This window comes from Ornithinibacillus caprae, from assembly GCF_009728145.1.
GTDB classification, from domain to species: Bacteria; Bacillota; Bacilli; order Bacillales; family Amphibacillaceae; genus Ornithinibacillus; species Ornithinibacillus caprae.
The window spans coordinates 109,134-131,909 of sequence record NZ_WOCA01000010.1 but is presented as its reverse complement, the minus strand read 5'-3'; the positions used below and the strand labels follow the sequence as shown (position 1 = coordinate 131,909).

General features: G+C 36.9%; 19 protein-coding genes, 8 tRNA genes and 2 rRNA genes. 26 read left to right on the top strand and 3 right to left on the bottom strand.

The window, feature by feature from the left end; genetic code table 11:
• From GMD78_RS13390 to GMD78_RS13375, 4 genes are all read left to right on the top strand, one after another.
• Positions 1-125, top strand: a 23S ribosomal RNA gene (locus tag GMD78_RS13390); the annotation flags it as partial.
• 81 nt (positions 126-206) lie between these two features.
• Positions 207-322: ribosomal RNA gene (rrf, locus tag GMD78_RS13385) — 5S ribosomal RNA — on the top strand.
• A gap of 291 nt (positions 323-613) precedes the next feature.
• Positions 614-688, top strand: a tRNA-Asn gene (locus tag GMD78_RS13380).
• Between the two features lie 21 nt (positions 689-709).
• Positions 710-782, top strand: a tRNA-Thr gene (locus GMD78_RS13375).
• 29 nt (positions 783-811) lie between these two features.
• Here GMD78_RS13375 and GMD78_RS13370 read toward each other — a convergent pair.
• Together GMD78_RS13370 and fabI are read right to left on the bottom strand one after the other, a co-directional pair.
• Entirely contained in the window at positions 812-1,570 is a 759-nt protein-coding gene (locus GMD78_RS13370; protein WP_196493820.1) for a YwaF family protein, read from the bottom strand.
• An 88-nt stretch (positions 1,571-1,658) separates the two neighbouring features.
• On the bottom strand, positions 1,659-2,435 hold the full coding sequence (gene fabI / locus GMD78_RS13365) for an enoyl-ACP reductase FabI (RefSeq protein WP_155669308.1): 777 nt from the start codon (positions 2,433-2,435) through the stop codon (positions 1,659-1,661).
• 332 nt (positions 2,436-2,767) lie between these two features.
• Between fabI and GMD78_RS13360 the strand changes: the two genes are divergently transcribed.
• From GMD78_RS13360 to rocF, 16 genes are all read left to right on the top strand, one after another.
• Positions 2,768-3,784: an ABC transporter ATP-binding protein gene (locus tag GMD78_RS13360; RefSeq protein WP_155669307.1), complete on the top strand. Its 1,017-nt coding sequence runs from the start codon at positions 2,768-2,770 to the stop codon at positions 3,782-3,784.
• Positions 3,759-4,739: an ABC transporter ATP-binding protein gene (locus GMD78_RS13355; RefSeq protein WP_155669306.1), complete on the top strand. Its 981-nt coding sequence runs from the start codon at positions 3,759-3,761 to the stop codon at positions 4,737-4,739. Before GMD78_RS13360 ends, GMD78_RS13355 begins: the two co-directional genes overlap by 26 nt.
• A gap of 41 nt (positions 4,740-4,780) precedes the next feature.
• The gene (locus tag GMD78_RS13350; protein ID WP_155669305.1) at positions 4,781-6,469 is read left to right on the top strand and encodes an ABC transporter substrate-binding protein; all 1,689 of its coding nucleotides are present in this window, start codon (positions 4,781-4,783) and stop codon (positions 6,467-6,469) included.
• Positions 6,470-6,554: 85 nt separating this feature from the next.
• Entirely contained in the window at positions 6,555-7,556 is a 1,002-nt protein-coding gene (locus GMD78_RS13345) for an ABC transporter permease (protein ID WP_155669304.1), read from the top strand.
• 96 nt (positions 7,557-7,652) lie between these two features.
• Positions 7,653-8,501 carry an ABC transporter permease gene (locus GMD78_RS13340; protein ID WP_155669317.1) on the top strand — a complete coding sequence of 283 codons (849 nt, stop codon included), beginning with the start codon at positions 7,653-7,655 and terminating at the stop codon, positions 8,499-8,501.
• A gap of 268 nt (positions 8,502-8,769) precedes the next feature.
• Positions 8,770-8,844: transfer RNA gene (locus tag GMD78_RS13335), tRNA-Glu, on the top strand.
• A 4-nt stretch (positions 8,845-8,848) separates the two neighbouring features.
• A tRNA-Val gene (locus GMD78_RS13330) sits at positions 8,849-8,924 on the top strand.
• 5 nt (positions 8,925-8,929) lie between these two features.
• Positions 8,930-9,005 (top strand) — tRNA-Thr (locus GMD78_RS13325).
• 42 nt (positions 9,006-9,047) lie between these two features.
• Positions 9,048-9,132 (top strand) — tRNA-Tyr (locus tag GMD78_RS13320).
• 9 nt (positions 9,133-9,141) lie between these two features.
• Positions 9,142-9,216 (top strand) — tRNA-Gln (locus tag GMD78_RS13315).
• A 282-nt stretch (positions 9,217-9,498) separates the two neighbouring features.
• Positions 9,499-9,574 (top strand) — tRNA-Lys (locus tag GMD78_RS13310).
• 202 nt (positions 9,575-9,776) lie between these two features.
• On the top strand, positions 9,777-11,066 hold the full coding sequence (locus GMD78_RS13305) for a hydroxymethylglutaryl-CoA reductase, degradative (protein WP_155669303.1): 1,290 nt from the start codon (positions 9,777-9,779) through the stop codon (positions 11,064-11,066).
• Positions 11,063-12,025, top strand: coding sequence for a mevalonate kinase (gene mvk / locus GMD78_RS13300; RefSeq protein ID WP_155669302.1), 963 nt, complete (start codon positions 11,063-11,065; stop codon positions 12,023-12,025). The genes GMD78_RS13305 and mvk overlap by 4 nt, the downstream gene beginning before the upstream one ends.
• A 30-nt stretch (positions 12,026-12,055) precedes the next feature.
• Positions 12,056-13,033, top strand: a complete 978-nt coding sequence (mvaD, locus tag GMD78_RS13295; protein ID WP_155669301.1) for a diphosphomevalonate decarboxylase — start codon at positions 12,056-12,058, stop codon at positions 13,031-13,033.
• A 13-nt stretch (positions 13,034-13,046) separates the two neighbouring features.
• On the top strand, positions 13,047-14,144 hold the full coding sequence (locus GMD78_RS13290) for a phosphomevalonate kinase (protein WP_196493819.1): 1,098 nt from the start codon (positions 13,047-13,049) through the stop codon (positions 14,142-14,144).
• Between the two features lie 194 nt (positions 14,145-14,338).
• Positions 14,339-15,244, top strand: coding sequence for an arginase (gene rocF, locus GMD78_RS13285; protein ID WP_155669300.1), 906 nt, complete (start codon positions 14,339-14,341; stop codon positions 15,242-15,244).
• Between the two features lie 96 nt (positions 15,245-15,340).
• Here rocF and GMD78_RS13280 read toward each other — a convergent pair whose 3' ends face one another.
• A complete protein-coding gene (locus GMD78_RS13280; RefSeq protein ID WP_343042310.1) occupies positions 15,341-15,493 on the bottom strand; it encodes a Spo0E family sporulation regulatory protein-aspartic acid phosphatase in 153 nt (50 codons plus the stop codon).
• A gap of 207 nt (positions 15,494-15,700) precedes the next feature.
• Between GMD78_RS13280 and sigW the strand changes: the two genes are divergently transcribed.
• The 6 genes from sigW to GMD78_RS13250 all read left to right on the top strand — a co-directional run bounded on the left by sigW (position 15,701) and on the right by GMD78_RS13250 (position 22,592).
• Entirely contained in the window at positions 15,701-16,264 is a 564-nt protein-coding gene (sigW, locus tag GMD78_RS13275) for an RNA polymerase sigma factor SigW (protein WP_155669299.1), read from the top strand.
• A gap of 4 nt (positions 16,265-16,268) precedes the next feature.
• Complete coding sequence (locus GMD78_RS13270; RefSeq protein WP_343042309.1) at positions 16,269-16,922, top strand: zf-HC2 domain-containing protein; 654 nt, start codon at positions 16,269-16,271, stop codon at positions 16,920-16,922.
• 150 nt (positions 16,923-17,072) lie between these two features.
• On the top strand, positions 17,073-17,894 hold the full coding sequence (gene cdaA / locus GMD78_RS13265) for a diadenylate cyclase CdaA (protein WP_155669297.1): 822 nt from the start codon (positions 17,073-17,075) through the stop codon (positions 17,892-17,894).
• Positions 17,887-19,119 (top strand): CdaR family protein, encoded by a 1,233-nt coding sequence (locus GMD78_RS13260; RefSeq protein ID WP_155669296.1) that lies wholly within the window; start codon positions 17,887-17,889, stop codon positions 19,117-19,119. Before cdaA ends, GMD78_RS13260 begins: the two co-directional genes overlap by 8 nt.
• A 44-nt stretch (positions 19,120-19,163) precedes the next feature.
• The gene (glmM, locus tag GMD78_RS13255; RefSeq protein ID WP_155669295.1) at positions 19,164-20,510 is read left to right on the top strand and encodes a phosphoglucosamine mutase; all 1,347 of its coding nucleotides are present in this window, start codon (positions 19,164-19,166) and stop codon (positions 20,508-20,510) included.
• A gap of 294 nt (positions 20,511-20,804) precedes the next feature.
• Positions 20,805-22,592 (top strand): S9 family peptidase, encoded by a 1,788-nt coding sequence (locus GMD78_RS13250; RefSeq protein WP_155669294.1) that lies wholly within the window; start codon positions 20,805-20,807, stop codon positions 22,590-22,592.
• Positions 22,593-22,776: the final 184 nt, after the last annotated feature.

Below are 22,776 nucleotides of genomic sequence, written 5' to 3'. Positions count from 1 at the left end.
AGATGAGACTTCCCATCACTTCGAGTGAGTAAGATCCCTCAGAGACTATGAGGTTGATAGGTCCGAGGTGGAAGCGTGGTGACACGTGGAGCTGACGGATACTAATCGATCGAGGACTTAACTAACACATTTTTGATTCGTTGTTTACTTCTTATTTAGTTTTTAGGGTACAAACTCTTTTAACATGAATGACATATATGTGTATGTCTGGTAGCGATAGCGAGAAGGTCACACCTGTTCCCATGCCGAACACAGAAGTTAAGCTTCTCAGCGCCGATGGTAGTTGGGGCTTTGCCCCTGTGAGAGTAGGACGCCGCCAGGCATATTTTCTATATGTATATTTATTTTAAAATATGATAAAATACATTTACCAATAAATTTAGATAGCTAATACCTTTAGATTATGAATATGATAAGTGACTTTGGTAATAATATAAAAGGTCACTACTTTAATATTACCTTTATTATTATTCCACAGTAGCTCAGTGGTAGAGCAACAAGCAATACTTCCACCGAATATGCTACGAGTAACCCCGAAGCACAATGCTTCCTGAATAATCTAGAAGATGTAGGGGTAAGGAATAGCGTAAAGAAACATACTTATATTATATATTCCACAGTAGCTCAGTGGTAGAGCAATCGGCTGTTAACCGATCGGTCGTAGGTTCGAATCCTACCTGTGGAGCCATTTTTTTGTATTAATGAATATGCTTCCATAGCTCAGTCGGTAGAGCACCACCATGGTAAGGTGGGGGTCAGCGGTTCAAGTCCGCTTGGAAGCTTTTAGAATCAAAAGGATTGAGGAATTACCTCAATCCTTTTTTATAATTCTTAGGTTTTCAAAATAATGACCTCTATGGTATATACGTACCATTATTTTGTAGATACCTAACTGTAATAAGAAAAATCCTAAACCAATTAAACAAAGGTTAACATAATAACATAAACCTACTCCTAGAAACTCTAAAGGAGTGTTTGCTGACGGTGATTTTGCGAGGAATAAGAAATTTGCATTAAATAATGGATTAACGAGAAAACCTATAATGCCTGCATAAACGAACAAATAGGTGTAGATTTCTAATGTGATTTTTAATGATATATTTACATTATTAGTTACAACAAGAAAGATACCAGCCCAAGAGAGAACTAAATGATGAATAAAGAATTGCCAAAAACGGAAGTGTGGAAAACCATGAAATAACTCAGGTGTGATTACGGCTAAAAATGCAGGGAAAATAGCTATAAAAAACGTAATTTGAATTAACTTTTGGTTTTGGGTTAATAAGGCTAAAATAGCTATTACCCCGGAAATGCTACATAGCTGCAATGGTAGGAATTCCCTAGGATTCCAAGCTTCATTATATATTCCCCAAGTTTGATAACTTAGTTCAGAAAAAATTAATAAAAAGAATAATCCCCATCGAATGATGTAAATGGTTTTTATAGGAAGTTTTTTCACAAAAACCAATAAAATAATGATGCCAAGTATATGAGTAACAATAATAATGATATGACTTAAGCTAAAAAGTTCAAAAGGATATTGAGATACATTTTCAAACCACTTTTGCAAAAAATCCAATCCCTTCTATACTAAAACAGACGCTTACAAAAGGTAAAATGTAAGCGTCTGTTACTTTTATGTCCACTATGAAATTAAATTAACCGCCAATTATATTAAATCCAGAATCAACATGTAGAACTTCACCAGTTATTCCTCTTGAAAGATCACTAATAAAGAACATTGTTGCATCTCCAACCTGATCTTGGTCTACATTTCTACGTAATGGAGCTTTTTCTTCTACAATACCCATTTTTTCATTAAATCCAGATACACCTTTAGCTGCTAATGTGCGTATTGGACCTGCAGAAATTGCATTAACACGAATTCCGTATTTACCTACATCTTCCGCTAGGTATCTTACACTGGCCTCGAGGGAAGCTTTTGCTACACCCATGACATTATAATTAGGAATTACTCGTTCTGCACCTAGGTAGGTTTGAGTAACGATACTTCCTCCTTCAGTCATTAATTCTTTTGCAGCTTTTGTAACAGCTACAAGTGAATAAGCGCTTATTTCTTGTGCTAAAAGGAATCCTTCACGTGAAGTGTCGGCATATTCTCCTTTAAGCTCATCACGATTAGCAAATGCAACAGCATGCACTAAACCATGTATTACACCAACGTTTTCCTTAATTTCATTAAAGGCAGAGGCAATACTTTCATCACTAGCTACATCACATGTCACGATTAACTTTGCATCTATTTCATTTTTTTCTAGTAGCTTTAGTAATTTATTATAAGATCTTTCCTGTCTATTTGTAAAAATTAGATTTGCGCCAGCATTATGTAGAGATTTTGTAATTCCCCAGGCAATACTTCGTTCGTTAGCAACACCCATTACTACAATATTTTTACCTTGTAATAATCCAGACATTATTACACCTCCAACTAGTTTTCATTATCCATTATAACCTAACATGTTTCGTTGAAGAAACCAATATCTTATTTTCGACATAATCTAACAATAAATTATAATATTCCTGTCGAATATTAGGAACTTTTGTATTCTTTCGACAAATAGCAGGAGTTAATCCATTATATGTTGAATATCTGTTGTTAAGGCAAAACGCAAAAGGTGGTAGGTCTTATTATAAAGTAGTTTTCTAAGTTATATTTTTTATCTTAGTAATATGAACAGTGATCTTATAATAAGCTAGTTTAAAGGTCAAAAAGAGATATCGATGCAGCAAAGGGGGGCGTATTAGGTTGACAGAGGAAATATTGAAAATAAAAGATCTACATACTCACTTTTTTACAGATAATGGTGAGATTCCGGCGGTAGATGGGGTAAGTCTTTCGATTAAAAAGGGAGAAGTGGTCGGAATTGTTGGTGAGTCTGGGTGTGGAAAAAGTGTTACTTCCTTGTCAATTATGCAGTTAATTCCAAGTCCACCTGGAAAAATTGTAAGTGGGACAATTGATTTTAAGGGAGAAAACCTTGTTCATGCCTCAAATAAACGGATAAAACAAATACGAGGCAATGAAATTTCTATGATTTTTCAAGAGCCTATGACTTCGTTAGATCCATTATTTACAATTGGAAATCAAATAAGAGAAGCTATTCGAATACATCAAAAAGTTTCCAAAAAGGAAGCAAATCAAAAGTCGGTTGAAATGTTAAAACTAGTGGGAATTCCAAGAGCAGAAGAGGTAATGAATGATTATCCTCATCAATTATCTGGAGGAATGAGACAGCGTGTAATGATTGCTATCGCAATGGCTTGTGATCCCGAAATATTAATTGCTGATGAACCGACAACGGCTTTAGATGTGACTATTCAAGCGCAAATTTTAGACCTTATGAAAAAGTTAAATGAGGAAAAAGAGACAGCGGTTCTATTAATTACTCATGACTTAGGAGTTGTTGCTGAAATCTGTGACCGAGTCGTTGTTATGTACGCAGGTCAGGTAGTAGAGGAAGGTACCACAAGAGAAATATTAAAGGATCCTAGACATCCCTATTCCCAAGGTTTAATACGATCATTACCCAAATTACATGAAAAGGATCAAAAGCTATATTCGATCCCAGGAACGGTTCCTAAACCTAAAATGGGAATGGTAGGTTGCCGCTTCCGTGATCGTTGTCGTTTTGTTCATGAACGCTGTTATCAGGAAAATCCAGAGCTATTTTCCTTAGAAAATAATCGTCTAAGTCGTTGTTTCTTATCTGACGATGCAGAAGGGAAGGTAGTTAAAGATGCAGAAGCCAATATTGGAAGTTAATGGACTAAAAAAATATTTTGATATAAAGGGTGGCGTTTTTGGCAGAAAGATAGGAGAGGTAAAGGCTGTCGATGACGTATCTTTCTCTGTTATGTCTGGTGAGATATTAGGAATTGTTGGGGAGTCAGGTTGTGGAAAATCTACTACGGGAAAGTCTATTTTACGATTGATTGAACCTTCAGAGGGAGAAGTAAAATTTGAGGATCAGGAAATCACGAAATTAAGTGATGAGGAGATGCGGAAATTAAGACGCAATATGCAAATAATTTTTCAAGATCCTTATGCTTCCTTAAACCCTAGACATACTGTTGAAAAAATAATTAGTGAACCACTTCTAATACATGGTATGAAAAATACGAAGGAACGTAAAGAGCGGGTTAAAGAGCTTTTGGAAGTTGTAGGTCTAAGTGGTTATCATGCTTCGAGGTATCCTCACCAATTTAGTGGAGGGCAAAGACAACGAATTGGAATTGCTAGAGCATTAGCTAATAACCCGAAACTAATTATTTGTGATGAACCGGTCTCGGCCCTAGATGTTTCTGTTCAGTCTCAAATTTTAAATCTAATGGAAGATTTACGAGATCAATTCAACTTAACTTATGTATTTATTGCCCACGATCTGAGTGTTGTTAAACATATTAGTGACCGGGTAGGAGTTATGTACTTAGGTAGAATGGTCGAATTAACCGATAAAGATAAACTGTATGATGACCCTAAGCATCCTTATACAAGAGCTTTATTATCGGCTGTACCACTTCCAGATCCAGATGTTGAGAAAGATAGAATGATTTTAAAAGGAGATGTTCCAAGTCCATCGAATCCACCTTCAGGTTGTGCATTTCATACAAGGTGTCCGTTAGCGATGGATGTCTGTAAGGAAGTTAGACCACAATTTGAAGAAATTGAAGATAATCATTTTGTTGCCTGTCATTTATATGGCCCGGCAGTGCAATAAAATATTAAATATTATTCATCCAAAAATAAGGGGGAAAAAGCATGAAATTGAAATTTTCTTTTTTAATCACTTTATTACTAGCACTTATTTTAGTTCTAGGTGCATGTAGTGGTGATGGTTCAGCAACAGGAGGAGAGACAGACGATGAACCAACTGAAAATGGTTCTGAAACAGAGGACATTGATGAATCAGATGCTACAGAAGATGACGGGGAAGAACAAGTATTAATCTTTGCTCGTGGTGGGGATTCTGAAAGTTTAGATCCTGGTAGTACAACCGATGGGGAATCCTCTAGGGTTACAAGACAGGTTTTAGAAAGCTTACTAGAGTTTGACAAGGAGTCTTTCGAAGTAAAACCTGCATTAGCACATGACTGGGATGTGTCAGAAGATGGATTAACATACACATTCTATTTAGAGGAAGGTGTAACCTTCCATGATGGAACTGACTTCAATGCTGAAGCTGTAAAAGTTAACTTCGAACGTTGGTCAGATCCAGAACATGAATATGCATTTACTGATGATGGTTATGTATATTCGATGTATGGAACCATGTTTGGTGGCTTTAAAGGTGATGAGGGTCATGTTATTCAAGAAATTAATGTAGTAAGCGATCATGAAATTGAGTTCGTTCTTAGTCGTCCATTAGGATTCTTCCTGCAAAATATGGCGATGACATATTTTGCAATAACTTCTCCAGCAGCTCTTGAAGAGTATGGAGCAGCAATTAATGAAAATCCAGTAGGTACTGGTCCATTCAAATTTGTGAACTGGAGTAAAGATGATTCTTTAACACTAGAAAAATTTGAAGATTACCGAGTTGAAGGTCTTCCAAAGCTTGATCGAGTAGTATTCGAAGTAATACCTGATAATGCAGCACGTTTGATTTCTTTACGTTCTGGAGAAATAGATATCATGGATGGTTTGAATCCAGATGATGCAGTTGGCGTGGAATCTGATGATAGTTTAGTATTGCATACTCGTGCAGAGAACAATTTCGGATATGTTGGATTTAATGTACAAAAAGAGCCGTTAGATCAACTAGAAGTTCGCCAAGCAATTAATCATGCTATCGATCGTGAAGCAATAGCTGAAGCGTTATATGCTGGATATGCAAATCCTGCAAAGAATCCACTACCACCAAGCTATATGGGGTATAACGATGAAGTGGTTGAATATGAATATGACCTAGACAGAGCAAAAGAATTATTGGCTGAAGCGGGTTATGAAGATGGTTTAGAGATTGAATTATGGACAATGCCTGTAGCTCGTCCATATATGCCCGACCCTGAAACAGTGGCAGAAATTGTTCAAAGTAACTTAGCGGATATTGGTATAGAAGTAAAAATTGTACGTGAGGAATGGGCTCCGTATTTAGAAAAAACCTTACAAGGTGAACAACAAATGTTTATGCTTGGTTGGTCTGGTACAAATGGAGATCCGGATTATTTCTTAAGCAGTCTTTTACATGGAAGTAATGTCGGAAGTAGTAACCGTACTTTCTATGAAAATGATGAAGTTGATGAATTGTTAGATCAAGCTAAAGTAGCAATTGATCAAGATGAAAGAGCGGAATTTTATAAGCAAGCACAAGAACTTATTGCAGAAGATTCACCAATGGTAACTCTAGTTCATTCTACACCTGTATTAGCAACAACAAGTTCTGTAGTGAACTATGTACCACATCCATCTACAAGTGAATCATTAGCTGAAGTAGAGCTTCAAAACTAATGAATTAAAAATTGAGGGTAGTAGTCTTTCTACTACCCTTCCATTTTAAAAGGCAGCGATAACATAAAAGAACTGGGGTGAAAATATGTTTGCCTATACGATGCGACGCTTACTCATGCTCATTCCAGTACTAATTGGAATGACCTTAATAACATTCTCCATTGTACATTTAATACCTGGTAATCCTGCTCAGGTTATTCTAGGGGAAACAGCTACTGCAACAGCTATACAGGACTTAGAGGAGAGTATGGGTTTAAATAAACCGTATCCTGTACAGTACACCATTTATATAACGGATTTACTCCAAGGAGATTTAGGGACGTCTTTACGGTCAAAGTCACCTATCTCTAGTGAAATTTGGCCATACATAGCAGCTACTTTCGAGTTAACAATTTTCGCCATGTTATTTGCTGTATTCATAGGTGTAAATGCAGGAATTATTAGTGCATGGAAACAAAATTCTTGGTTTGACTTTTTAGCTATGTTATTTGCATTAATCGGGGTATCTATGCCGGTATTTTGGCTTGCATTAATGGAACAGTGGATATTTGCGCAACAATTGGACTGGTTCCCATCTAGTGGAAGACAAAATAATCGGGACCCAATGGAGCCAATTACGTATTTTTATGTGTTAGACTCACTAATTCATTTAGATTTTGCAAGAACAATTACAAACCTCAAACACTTAGTGTTACCTAGTATTGCATTAGGTACGATTCCGATGGCGATCATTGCAAGGATGACTCGTTCAAGCATGCTTGAGGTAATGAAATCGGATTACATTCGTACTGTAAGGGCAAAAGGATCTGGTCAATTTCTTGTTATTTATAAACATGCATTAAAAAATGCTCTAATTCCAGTGTTAACAGTAATAGGGCTGCAAACAGGAGTTCTATTAGGTGGAGCGATATTAACTGAAACTATTTTTAGTTGGCCAGGTATAGGACGCTATGTATATGAAGCAATTTCCTACCGAGACTATCCGGTGATTCAATCTGGAATATTAGTAATTGCATTCATATTTGTCATGATTAATCTAATTGTGGATTTGCTATATAAATATATTGATCCAAGGATTAAATATTAGGGGGTGCCGAACTTGAGTATTAAAGAAAAAGACAAGCAATCAGTGGATGAACAGTCTAACCCTAGTAAAGCAAATCAACAATTTGATCAAGAGGATATGAAAGTGATATCTCCTTGGAGAGATTCATTTCGCCAATTAAGGAAAAATCGATTTGCGCTTTTTGGATTTGGTATTATAGTGTTTTTTATACTATTAGGATTACTAGCTCCATTACTCACGTCTTATTCATATGATGCAACAGATCCTGTCAATCGTTTACAGCCACCGTCAGCAGAAAATTGGTTGGGAACAGATGATATTGGAAGAGATATCTTTACCCGTATTGCCTATGGTGCAAGAGTTTCACTTCAAGTTGGATTTTTTGCCGTTACTGGAGCACTTATATTTGGAACAATATTAGGTATTGTAGCAGGTTATTTTGGCCGTTGGATTGACATGATAATCTCGCGGATATTTGATATTTTACTTGCCTTTCCTAGTATTTTGTTGGCAATTGCAATTGTAGCAATCTTAGGACCATCATTAGAAAATGCTTTAATAGCTATAGCAATTATTAACATACCGATATTTGGTAGGTTGGTACGTTCAAAAGTAATTAGTCTAAGAGAAGAAGAATTTGTTATGGCTGCAAAAGCCCAAGGCATGAAGAATGGCCGATTAATCTTTCATCATATATTACCAAATAGTATTGCGCCAATTATTGTGCAAGCAACGTTAGGTTTTGGTACCGCTATTTTAGAAGCGGCAGCTCTTGGGTTTTTAGGTTTAGGAGCGCAACCACCAACTCCTGAGTGGGGAGCAATGCTAGCAAGTTCACGTGCCTTTATTCAGTTAGCACCATGGACATTAATTGTACCTGGGGTATCAATTATGCTGGTTGTTTTAGGTTTTAACTTAATTGGAGATGGCCTAAGGGATGCTCTTGATCCTAAAATGAAAAATTAATAAAATTATTAGCTCGAACTCTAATATGAAGGGTTCGGGCTTTTAAAAGGTATTAAAAACAAATACTTGTTGATAATAGGTGAGATGGAATTGGTTATTCCAATTTATGGGAAGTGGTTCGGGTAATAAATTTACCTTGCTGTAAGTCAGTTATATCAAGGGTTGTAGGCATTGAAAATTTTTTAAAAAAAATATCGATTTTCTCTTTACAAAGGGAGAGAATCTGTATATAATAAAATTCGTTGACTGAAACAAGCCTATTTACAATGGCCCGTTGGTCAAGCGGTTAAGACACCGCCCTTTCACGGCGGTAACACGGGTTCGAATCCCGTACGGGTCACCATGATGGAGGATTAGCTCAGCTGGGAGAGCACTTGCCTTACAAGCAAGGGGTCACAGGTTCGAGCCCTGTATCCTCCACCATTTATGCCGGCCTAGCTCAATTGGTAGAGCAACTGACTTGTAATCAGTAGGTTGGGGGTTCAAGTCCTCTGGCCGGCACCATTTTTTATGTATAATATTTATAAATCTGTTTAAACTTTATACGGAGGGGTAGCGAAGTGGCTAAACGCGGCGGACTGTAAATCCGCTCCCTCAGGGTTCGGCAGTTCGAATCTGCCCCCCTCCACCATTTGATTGTTGGGCTATAGCCAAGCGGTAAGGCAACGGGTTTTGATCCCGTGATTCCCAGGTTCGAATCCTGGTAGCCCAGCCATTTTTTTTTGCTTAAAAACATGTGTTAAAAGATACCATTGATAGTATGAGCCATTAGCTAGCCGCTAACATCACTGAAAAGCTACCATGTGCAGGCTTGCGAGGAGTGCTACATCACAGAATATGCTAATAACACGACGAGCACAATAGTCGGTAGAGCAACGAGCAATACTTCCACCGAATAAGCTACGAGTAACCCCGAAGTACATAACATCTCTGAATAAGCTTGTAGATGTAGGGGTTGTCGTGAACACATACTAACTTAGAGAACTCATTATTATATGAGCCATTAGCTCAGTCGGTAGAGCATCTGACTTTTAATCAGAGGGTCGAAGGTTCGAATCCTTCATGGCTCACCATCTTTTTATAAATATAAAAATTAATACATAGAATGTTTAGGAAAACAAGGTTGTAATATATTTGCAACCTTGTTTTATTTGCATTTTAGGCATTTTTTTAACATAATAGATAAAGTAAATTAAGTATACTAAAATATATTTGTTACGATATAATTATATTAACTTCGATCTTTTTTAATAGATGCTATAAAGGATGGTATAAATGAATTCTTCTAGAATACCTGGTTTCTATAATAAAACTGTAGAAGAACGGAGAGAACTATTAGCAAATAAAAATATGTTAACTGATGAAGACATAGAAAGTTTATTCACTAGTGATCCGTTACCACTTGAAACAGCTGATAAGATGATAGAGAACGTTATAGGAACATTTCCACTTCCGTTAGGTTTAGGATTGAACTTTTTAATAAACGGGAAAGAATATGTAGTACCAATGGCAATTGAGGAACCTTCTGTTGTTGCATCAGCTAGTTATATGGCAAAGATTATTCGAGAAGCTGGGGGCTTTACTACAGAATCAACAGACCGAGTAATGATTGGTCAGATTCAAGTTGTCGGTTGTCCGAATTTTCAATTAGCCAAAGAAGTACTTTTAAACCATAAACAACAATTAATTGATATAGCAAACGCTGCACATCCTAGTATGTTGGCTAGAGGTGGAGGAGCAGAGGACATCGAAGTACGTATATTGAATGAAGAATCAACATCTGCCTATGGGCAAATGCTTGTTTTACATGCTTATATAAACACTTGTGATGCAATGGGAGCAAATGTAATTAATACAATGGTAGAAGCATTGGCTCCCACTGTTGAAGAGCTTACGAATGGAAAAGTTTATTTAAGAATATTATCCAATTATGCAGACCGCTGTTTGGCTAAGGCAACCTGTGTAATTCCTCCACAATTATTAGAGAGTAAGGGTTTTTCGGGTGAAGAAGTACGTGATGGAATCGTTCACGCTTATGAATTTGCGGCGTCAGATCCTTATCGCGCGGTTACCCATAATAAGGGGATAATGAATGGGATTGACCCGATCGTAATTGCTACTGGAAACGACTGGCGGGCGGTAGAGGCGGGAGCACATGCTTATGCGTCTCGTTATGGACATTATGGATCGATGACTACATGGTCAGTTGATGACCATGGAAATTTAGTTGGAGAACTAGAGCTTCCAATGTCCGTTGGAACTGTAGGAGGATCAATACGAGTGCATCCAATTTCTAAGGTTGCGCATAGTATATTAAATGTAGATTCAGCTCAAGAGCTCGCTGAGGTTATTGTTGCTGTGGGATTAGCACAGAACCTTGGTGCTTTAAAAGCATTAGTAACTGATGGTATCCAAAAAGGTCATATGGCTTTACATTCACGCTCTGTTGCAATTGCAGCAGGTGCTACTGGGGAGATGATCGATATTATAGCTGAAAAATTAGTAGAAGCAAAAGAAATCCGTGTGGGCAAAGCTAAAGAATTGGTGGAACAATATACAAAATGAGTATAGAAAAAGTTACAACAACGGAAAAAACAGCTATTGGTATAGCTCATAGTAAACTAATTCTGATTGGGGAACATGCAGTTGTACACGGACAACCTGCTATCGCTATCCCTTTTCCATTAGTTGGGGTTGAATCAGTTATCGAACGAGTTTCTGGTCCAATTACCTTTGACAGTACCTTTTATCAAGGTCCAATGGACTCTGCTCCAATTACACTGGAGGGAATTGTTAATAGTATTGAGGCAACATTAGAGCATCTCGAATTACCTAAAAGAGATCTCGTAATTCGTGTGAAATCATCGATACCACCTGGTAAAGGATTAGGTTCTAGTGCCTCTGTTGCTATTGCGATTATTCGTTCATTATTTGCGTATGCTGATGTTAGCTATACAGAAAAAGAATTACTGCATTTTGCTGATATCGCAGAAACATTTGCGCATGGTTCACCGAGTGGAATTGATACATTAACCATTACCTCAGAATCACCAGTGTGGTTTGAAAAGGATTCACCAATCCATTATATAAAACCAGGATCTGATTTTCATTTTATTGTTGCAGACTCTGGAAGAATTGGAGATACTCGCTCAGCAGTTGAGTCGGTAGCTCATTTATTAAAAACGGCACCGAAGCGAATTCATGCAAAGATGGAGCGTATTGGTGAACTAACTCATTCTGCTAAATACGCATTGGAAAAGGCTGGTAAGAACTTTCTAGGACAGATGCTAAATGAGGCACAAAAAGAACTAGAAACACTTGGGGTTAGTGATGCGGGCTTAAATAAGCTTATTCAATTTGCACGTCAAGAAGGTGCCTTAGGGGCGAAATTAACGGGCGGTGGAAATGGCGGTTGTATTATTGCATTAGCTCAAAATGAAATGCATTCTAGGCAGCTTGCAGAAAAGCTAAAGAAATTTGGCGCCCATGCTGTTTGGCCATTTGTCCTTAGAAAACAGGATTAAATTACAGCGGAATTAGAAGAGGAGATTTACATGAAGGCGACCGCAAAAGCACATACAAATATTGCATTAATTAAATATTGGGGAAAACGCGACGAAAAATTAATTTTGCCTACTAATAATAGTCTTTCTTTAACATTGGATGGTTTTTATACAAAAACTACGGTTGAATTTCGCGAAGATTTAACCGAGGATATATTTTACCTGAATGATAAACTTGTCTCGGATCAGCAATTTAATCGTGTTACGGCATTCCTGGATCTTATACGCGACTATGCTCAAAAGAACACATTGTTTGCTGAGGTTCGTTCAATCAATGAAGTGCCTACCGCAGCGGGATTTGCTTCTTCTGCGTCAGGGTTTGCTGCATTAGCAGCAGCGGCAACGCGTGCACTACAATTGAACATAACTGATCAGGAATTGTCTCGCTTAACTCGTCAGGGATCAGGATCAGCCTGTCGTTCCATATATGGTGGGTTTGCAGAGTGGGAAAAAGGTACACAACAAGATGGTTCAGACTCTTTTGCGGTACCTGTAGCACCGAAAGATCACTGGGATATTCGAGTGGCAGCTGTCGTGTTGTCTGCAAAGATGAAAAAGGTATCTAGTCGAGAAGGGATGAGGCGGACGGTCGAAACATCTCCATTCTTTTCTAGCTGGGTAGATAGTATTCCTAATGATTTAACAGAAATTAAACAAGGAATTAAGGACCGTGATTTTGAAAAAGTAGGTAGAATTGCAGAGGCTAACTGTTTAAAGATGCATGCAACTACATTAGGCGCAAATCCACCGTTTACCTATTGGCACGATACAACGTTAGCAGTTATGCAAACAGTACAAAAGCTAAGGGATAATGGGATTCCTGCGTATTTTACAATTGATGCGGGCCCAAATGTTAAAGTGCTTTACTTACCAGAGAATGAAGAAAAATTACAACAAACACTCCGTGAAATACCTGGTGTTACCGACGTCATATTAAGTCGTTCAGGGCAAGGAGTAACCTATCTATAGGGGGCTGAATGTTTTGCCAAATACGTCTATGACGGTTAAAGTACCAGGTAAATTAATGATAGCTGGTGAATTTGCAGTTTTAGAACCTTATCATAAGCTAGCTGTAATGGCGGTAGACCGCTACGTATATGCATCCATTCAAGATAACGACAAAAATCTACTAACACTTGAAAATTTCGGGATAGAAAAGATAGAGTGGAATTTTGACGGTCAAAAGATAGCGGTTAGATCGGATGATGCGCGAACAGAGTTTGTGGCAAATGCTATGGCTATTGCTTTAAGATATTTAAAAGAATGTTCTGTTGTTCCAGAGAAATTTATATTGACGATCAATAGTGAGTTAGATGATGACGGTGTAAAATACGGGCTTGGTTCTAGTGCAGCAGTAGTTACATCCGTTATCTCTTCAATTCTAGAAAGGTATCTTCTAACTAAACCAGATGCGGACTTACTATTTAAGTTAGCTGCTATTACACATGCGGCGACACAGGGGAATGGTTCTGGTGCAGATGTTGCTGCATCTAGTTATGGTGGGATACTAGAATATTCCTCTTTTCAGGCGTATTGGTTAAAAGAAAAATATGATCAGTCTGAGACATTAACAGAGTTGTTAGAAATGGATTGGACCTTTTTATCGATTCAACCTTTACCTGCTCCAAAGGATTTGCATATTTGTATTGGGTGGACAGGTAAACCTGCTTCAACGAAGAAGCTCGTCAATGAACTCCTTAAACTAAAAGAAGATAATCCTTTAAAATATGAAGTATTTCTTACGAAAAGCGAAGCGGCAGTTCATAACTATTTAATTGGAATGAAGGATGCTAACTTATCATTGCTTTTAAAAGGTATAAAGCAAAATCGTCAGGCGCTAGCAGATGTAGGAAAAAGCGCTAATGTAGAAATTGAGACACCGTTACTTCGTAAATTATGTGATATTGCTGAGCAATATGGTGGAGCTGGAAAGCCTTCAGGAGCAGGTGGTGGTGATTGTGGAATAGCATTTATGCCATCTGAAGAAAAAGCTTTACTCGTAAAGCAAGCATGGGAAAAAGTAGGTATTAAGGTATTAGATTTAACAGTATCGACTATTGGTGCTACTTCAATAAAATGAAATCGGGCTTGATAGAAAATAGGGCTATCGCCTGATTTTTTTTGTTCAGTAGAACTAAATGCATATATATACATTTTAATGTTCAGTTGAGTCGTTTCTTATTTTTAGCTAAAATATAGTAGGTTGAAACGGGAATGCTAATAGAAAAAATAGTGGAAATTAGCATTAGTACATAATCGTGGAGGTGCAATAAAATGAAAAAAAAGATATCTATGATAGGTGTGCCAATGGATTTAGGGCAAAGCCGTCGCGGAGTAGACATGGGTCCAAGTGCAATTCGCTACGCAGGGGCAATAGAAAAACTACAAGAGTTAAAATATGAAATTCATGACCTTGGTGATATACCAATTAATAGACCGGATCAAAAAATAAATTATAACGATGGAACAAATTTAAAGAACTTAGATCAAGTTATTGAAGCTAATGATCAATTAGCGAGAATGATCGATGAAGAAATTCAAAAGGATCGTTTTCCACTCATTCTTGGTGGTGATCATAGTATTGCTATTGGTACTTTAGCTGGAACCTCTAAGTATTATGAAAACTTAGGTGTTATCTGGTATGATGCGCATGGTGACCTAAATACTGGAGAGACTTCTCCATCGGGCAATATTCACGGTATGCCACTTGCTGTAAGCTTAGGAATTGGTCATGAAAAATTGACGAATATTTTTGGTTATGCTCCAAAAGTGAAACCAGAGAATATTGTTATAGTTGGTGCGCGTTCTCTTGATCCGGGTGAAAGAGAACTGATACGTGAAAAAGGAATAAAAGTCTTTACGATGCATGAAATAGATCGAAATGGAATGGCTTATGTAATGGAAGAGACGATTAACTATTTGAAAAATAAAACAGATGGTGTCCATTTAAGCCTTGACCTTGACGGATTAGATCCAACAGAAGCACCAGGTGTAGGTACTCCAGTAATGGGGGGCATGACTTATCGTGAAAGTCATTTAGCGATGGAAATGCTTGCTGATTCGGATCTATTAACATCTGCGGAATTCGTAGAGGTTAACCCAATATTAGATGAGAAAAATAAAACAGCTGATATGGCTGTTGGATTAATGGGATCGTTATTTGGAGAAAAATTAAAATAATAACTTTTGAATCTAAAAAAAGACTTAACTTTCCATATGAAAGTTAAGTCTTTTTTTACCCTATTACTTATGTTAGTACCATGGAAGTGTTAGCAGTTATCCTACTTTTTTTCGTTGGTATTCATTAAGAAGTGCGTCTAATCTTTTGCTAGTCTGAACAACTGCTTCGGATGTTAATCCGTGAGAGAAACTTAAAGCAATCATTTCTCTGCGACATTTCTCGATTTTCTTTAGTAAGATATTTTCCACTTTCCCATATCCTCCATTTTAGTCTATCCATTATACTATAATATGTAAAAATACCTATTATTTCAATAATAAATGTAAAATTTTTTAATTTATTTTGAAAATAGTAATATTTTCCTATTTGGAAATAAAAAAACTTTCATTGTAATGAAACCTATTGTAGTATAGATTCGTAGTATAAATACCGCATCCTTAGCGGAGGTACGAGAAATGGATCTAATGATAAGAGAGAAAATCAAACAAGTGAAAAAAGGGGATCAAGCTGCATATGAAGATGTAGTGATGTATTATCAAGATAAAATCTTTCAGCATTGTTACCGAATGCTTGGAAATGCACATGAGGCGGAGGATATAGCGCAGGAGGCATTTATCCGTGCATATGTTAATATCCATTCCTATGATGAAAAGCGTAAGTTTTCTACTTGGTTGTATCGAATAGCTACTAATCTAACGATAGACCGAATTCGAAAACGAAAGCCAGATTATTATCTCGATGCGGAAGTAAAAGGGACGGATGGATTAGATATGTATTCTCAACTGGCAACTAATGAAAGGTTACCAGAGGAAGAAGTTCAGGGAATGGAACTACAAAGCTATATTCAAGATGAAATTTCAAATCTTCCTCCAAAATATCGCAGTATTATTATGTTGCGTTATTTAGAAGAGTTTTCCCTTCAGGAAATTAGTGACATCTTAGATATACCACTAGGTACAGTTAAAACTAGAATCCATCGGGGAAGGGAAGCTTTGCGCAAGAAGCTTCGCCACGTGTAAAGGAGTGATCCACTTGAAATGTGATAAAGATGTTGTCAATTTGATGCATGGATATTTAGATGACGACTTAACGAAAGAAGATGAAACGAAGCTAAGAAACCACTTGGAAGATTGTGAAGCCTGCCAAAAGCATTTTCATGAGCTCAAACGTTCCATTACGTTGTTAAAGAGTGTGGAACAAGTAAAAGCACCCGAGAATTTTACGAAACAGGTAATGCAAAACCTCCCAACAGAAAAGAAGCATAAGAAATATGTCAGATGGTTTAAAATGCATCCTGTTGTAACTGCAGCAGCTATCTTTTTTGTTTTAATGTTTAGTGGCCTATTCACTGCTTGGGAACAGGATTCGCAATTAACAGTATCTAAGCAAGAAGATATTATTATAAAAGGGGATACTGTAATAGTTCCTGAGGGAGTTACAGTGGAAGGCGATCTAGTCGTTAAAAATGGAAATCTAAAAATAGAAGGTACTGTCGAAGGGGATGTTACCTTAATTAACGGTAAACTTCTTAAAAAAGAAGAATCAATGAATGGTGATGTTTTATTAGCCTCAGCTGGAGATATAAATGGTGAATTTAAACAAGTAAATCAAATTTTTGATTGGATCCTATATCATTTAAATAACTTCTTCAAAAGTATATTTTCATTAGGGGAATAAAAACCTGGTTAATAGCCAGGTTTTTTGTTCATGTTAATAATAATTATTCTTTGATTGGCTAACATGTTACAATATAAGATATGATATAATATATAAGGTTATTATTTATAGACGGGATGAAAAAGTACATGAATAAAAGGGTGTGTGAACATGCTTGATGGGGGAATAAATGTATTAGACCTATTGCGAATAGGCGTGGATATTGCTCTCATCTGGTATGTTTTGTATAAATTAATCATGCTAATACGAGGTACAAAGGCAATCCAACTATTAAAAGGTATTGTTGTTGTCTTAATTGTACGAATGCTTAGTATGGTTCTAGGATTACCAACAATTGAATGGTTAACAAGTGAAGCTATTACGTGGTTTTTTCTAGTAATAGTCATCTTATTTCAACCAGAGCTTAGGAGAGCACTTGAAACACTAGGTAGAGGAAACTTTTTCACTAGAAGTACAAAATCAGAAGAAGAAGAACTAGAAAAAATGATTACAGATATTGTTCAATCATGTAATTACATGGGAAAGCGTCGGATAGGTGCACTTATTACGATTGAACGTGAAACAGGAATAGCAGATTATGCAGAAACAGGTATTCCGATTAATGGAAAGTTAACACACCAATTACTAACAAACATTTTCACTCCAAACACACCGCTACATGATGGTGCTGTTATCATTAAGGGAGATGAAATAATTGCTGCAGCTTGTTATTTACCATTATCGGAGAGCCCGTTTATTTCAAAGGAGTTAGGAACAAGACACCGTGCTGCTATGGGGATTAGTGAAGTAACAGATGCACTTACAATTATTGTATCAGAGGAAACTGGTAGTATATCATGTACAAAAAACGGAGAACTAAGAAGAGAATTAACCTTGGATGAATTACGTAAATACTTACAAGAGAATTTATCACCAAATTTGAGAACCCCTGAAAGAAAAACATTAAAGATAAGGGGGAAGAATAATGGATAAATGGTTTAATAGTAAGTGGTTTGTCCGTGGGATATCCTTAGCTTTTGCAATCATGTTGTACGTTTTTGTTGCGATGGAGCAAGCTGGTACAGATAATGAAAATAAGATATTCTTCCCAGGTGCATCTCCTCAAGCGGAAACGGTTGAAAATGTTCCTGTAGACATTCGAATTGATAATGAAAAGTATGTCGTAAGCGGTGTTCCAGAATTTGTGAATGTTACGTTTGAGGGTACAAGTACCAGTATATTAAATGCAACAGTTCGAGGGCGTAATTTTGATGTATTTGTGAACCTAGAAGGGCTTGGTGAAGGAGAACACACCGTTGAATTACAATATGAAAATGTGCCTACAGAATTAGATGCCACAATCGATCCTAGTACTATTGATGTAACAATTGAAGAGCGAGCTACCAAGGAATTTAATGTGACTGTTGATATTCTTAATGAAGACCAGCTTCCAGCAGGATATGAACTTGGAGAAGTTACTGTTAATCCAGGTACTGTTAAGATAACTAGTTCAAAAAGTGTCATTGATCAAATAGGTATTGTTAAAGCGTTTATAAATGTAGCTGGTCTAACGGAATCTGTTGAGGATCAGCAAGTGCCTGTTAATGTTTATGATGGTCAAGGAAATGAATTAAGAGTCAGAGTAGAACCTGAAAATGTTAGTGTATCAGCTGAAGTTGATAATCCGAGTAAATCTGTTTCGGTTAGTGTTTCTACCTCGGGAACACTACCGGAGGGCTACTCCCTAATATCAATAGAGCCAAGTATTGAAGAGATTGAAGTATTTGCAACTAGCCAAATACTTGCTGATATTGAGGAAGTGACAACAGAGGAAATTGACTTATCTGAAATAACTGAGTCTGGTACAATTTCTGTTAACTTAGCCTTACCAGAAGGTGTACAGATACCAAACGTGGAACAAATTGATGTAGCAATAGAGCTCGAACAAACAAGAATAATAGAAGCAGTAACCATTGAGGTTGAGAATCTTGCAGATGGACAAGCTATCTCGTTTGTTGAACCAAATGAAGAACAGATGAGTATAACCGTAGTAGGAAATGAACAAGATGTTAGTAACTTAAGCGCAGATGACTTTCGATTAGCTATTGATGTAGAAGGGCTTGATGAGGGAGAGCATCGAGTTCCAGTTTTGATTGAGGGTCCTGATAACATAACAATTGATGGTGAATATGAAGAAATACTAATTGAAATAACGTAAACAATGCTCTCAAGATGGTTAATAGGATAGAAGGAGAGGTACTTATGGGTAAATATTTTGGAACAGATGGGGTACGAGGAGTAGCAAATAAAGATCTCACTCCAGAACTAGCTTTTAAGCTAGGTCGATTTGGAGGATATGTCTTAACAAAAGAAACAAGTAGACCACGAATTTTGATAGGTCGTGATACAAGAATTTCTGGAAATATGCTGGAAGGAGCACTTGTTGCTGGGTTACTTTCAATCGGTGCAGAGGTAATGCGACTAGGTGTCATTTCAACTCCAGGTGTTGCGTATTTAACAAAGGCAACCAGCTCACAGGCTGGGGTAATGATTTCAGCTTCACATAATCCAGTTGAAGATAACGGTATTAAGTTTTTTGGTCCAGATGGTTTCAAGTTATTGGATGAACAAGAACAAGAAATTGAAGAATTGATGGAAGGGGAAGATAATCTACCACGTCCAGTTGGTGGGGATATAGGGGTTGTAAATGACTTCTTTGAGGCAGGTCAGAAGTACCTCTCTTTCCTAAAAGGATCTGTAGATAATGATTTTGAAGGACTACAAATAGCTTTAGATTGTGCGCACGGAGCAACTTCAAGCCTGGCAACACATCTATTTGCAGATTTGGAAGCGGATGTTTATACCATTGGTTCATCACCGGATGGACTAAATATAAATGAGGGTGTTGGATCAACACATCCGGAAAAATTACAAGCTTATGTGGTTGAAAAAGGTGCAGATGTTGGACTAGCTTTTGATGGAGATGGTGACCGATTAATCGCTGTTGATGAAAAAGGAAATATTGTTGATGGTGATCAAATTATGTTCATATGTGCGAAATATATGAACGATAAAGGCTTCCTTCGTCATAATACAGTAGTTTCGACTGTAATGAGTAATATAGGTTTCTATAAAGCGTTAGAAGAAAATGGAATGCGTAGTGATAAGACAGCAGTTGGTGACCGCTATGTTATGGAGGAGATGCGTAAAGGCGGATATAATCTAGGTGGTGAGCAATCTGGTCATATCATTTTCCTAGATTACAGTACAACTGGTGACGGAATGTTATCTGCGATTCAATTAGTGAACGTGATGAAAGAAACTGGTAAACCATTATCTGAATTAGCAAGTGAAATGACGATTTTCCCACAAGTACTGAAAAACGTAAAAGTAGTAGATAAACAAAAAGCATTATCAGACTCTAGAATATTAAGTGAAATTAATGCTGTTGAACAACATCTTGGAGATCAAGGTCGAGTACTTGTTCGCCCATCAGGTACCGAGCCGTTAGTTCGTGTTATGGTTGAGGCTCCAACGAAAGAAGAATGTGAAAAATACGCTGATCAAGTTGTGAGACTAATTGATAACTTGTTAGGGTTAAAGGAATAATACAGAGCATGCTTCCTAATTATGGAAGCATGTTTTTTTAATCAGACTTAAGTCGAAGATAGAAACCATCTATAGTCGATTTTGACATCCTCCCCCAACCTAAAATCTTAACGGATTTTTGAGGAAGGAGTCTTGTCGCCCAAGTGCGATAAAAAGAGATATAAACAATATAATGGAATATAACAACATGATTTTTGGTGCCTTATTATGTCAGAATAGTTCAAAATAAGTTATACTATTCATAGTAGAATTATTCCAAAGGTTACAAAAATCATTAAATTTAGGGGGAATACAATGATAACTTTTTCAAAACCGACGGTGGAACAATTTTTCCGTACGTATGTTATTACTAATTTCTCAGTTAGTAATGATGAGAAGAAGCTTATTTTTAGTGCAAATCTGAATGGGAAAATGAATTTATGGGCAATGGATTTACCTGATACGTACCCTTACTTATTTGCTCATCATGATGAATCAAACAGCTTTATTAAAATTGATCCGGAAAACCGATATGTGTTGGCTGGATTTGATAAAGACGGAGATGAGAATCATCAGATTTATGCTATTGCAAATGAAGGTGGGCTACCACAACCGCTCATTACTGGAGATCCATCAGAAAAATTTTTCTTAAGTCACTTAAGTGAAGATGGACAACGGATTTATTATATGACATCTGAAGGAAATCCGAGCTTCCTGAATACAAGGGTACGTAACTTAGAAGATAATTCCGATGAGATAATTCATGTGGGAGAAGTTTCTCCAACTAATCTTACTGCTGTTTCTGATGACGAGAAAAAGTTTGTTTATTTACGATCTTTTGCAAATACATATGTTACAGGGTTTGTAAAAGTTGGTAATGAAACATATAGTTTAACACCAGATCCGAATAAAGTTCATGTTACTTTTGAGCCAGTTTTCGTTGATGAGACCATTTATTTTGTTACAGACTACGATAGTGAGTACAGTTATGTGGCAAAATTTGACCTTAATACAAAGGAATTTTCTCAAGTGTTAAGTATCGATAATGAAAGTATCAATTCACTTGAATGGGATAAAACAAATAAACTATTTTATTTATTAACAGAAAACGGAGTACAGGATAATTTATATAAATATAATTTATCTTCTGAAAAACTGGAAAAATTATCTACTCCAGTGGATGTTATAGAAAAAGTTCAAGTAGTTAAATCTGGAAGTGTCTATATTCTAGGGAGAAGTGCAACTATTCCACATAATATCTTTCAATCAGCAGATGGAAGTGGATGGGAGCAATTGACGAATAACCGTGTGCTAGGTTTGAGCACTGAGGATATGGTGGAGCCTGATGTTGTATCTTACAAATCGTTTGATGGTATGGAGATTGAGGCTTTATTATTTAAGGCCAAACCAGAGAATGATAATGGGCATACAATTTTTTGGCCACACGGTGGACCACAGGCATCTGAGCGTAAATTCTTCCGCTCCATGTTCCAATGTTTCTTGAATCGAGGCTATACTATTTTTGCGCCTAACTTCCGTGGATCAACGGGTTATGGTTCCTCCTTTGTTAAATTAGTGGAACAAGATTGGGGTGAAGGACCAAGACTTGATTGTGTAGCTGCAATTGAATGGCTATTTGAGAACAACATAACTGACCGTGAGAAGCTTTTCCTCGTTGGTGGTAGTTATGGAGGATATATGGCGTTATTATTACATGGACGTCATGCAGAGTATTTTAAAGCAGTTGTAGATATTTTTGGTCCTTCTGATTTATTTACATTTGTAAACTCCGTTCCTGCCCACTGGAAGCCAATTATGGATCGTTGGTTAGGTGATCCAGAACGTGATAAGGAGCGCTTTATTAAGGACTCTCCAGTAACGTATTTAGATGGAATGGTAAAACCGATGCTTGTTATTCAAGGAGCTAAAGATCCTCGTGTAGTAAAAGAGGAATCGGATCAAATTGTTGAAAAATTAACAGCGGAGGGAAGAGAAGTAGAATACCTCTTGTTAGAAGATGAGGGTCATGGTTTCTCGAAAAAAGAAAATGAAATCAGGGTATATTCCAGAATGCTTGAGTTTTTAGAAAAGCATCAAGGGTAATTTATTGAATGCGTATGGACTGTTGTCTGTACGCTTTCTTATTCTGTTTAATGATCTTAAGGAACATATACTCGTTTCAGACATATACTATAAACATCACCCATTAAAAAAGTAATTGACCAGATAAACATTTATCGGTTACAATATGGTGTACCCTGTACAGTTTTTACCATTGATAAGGGTG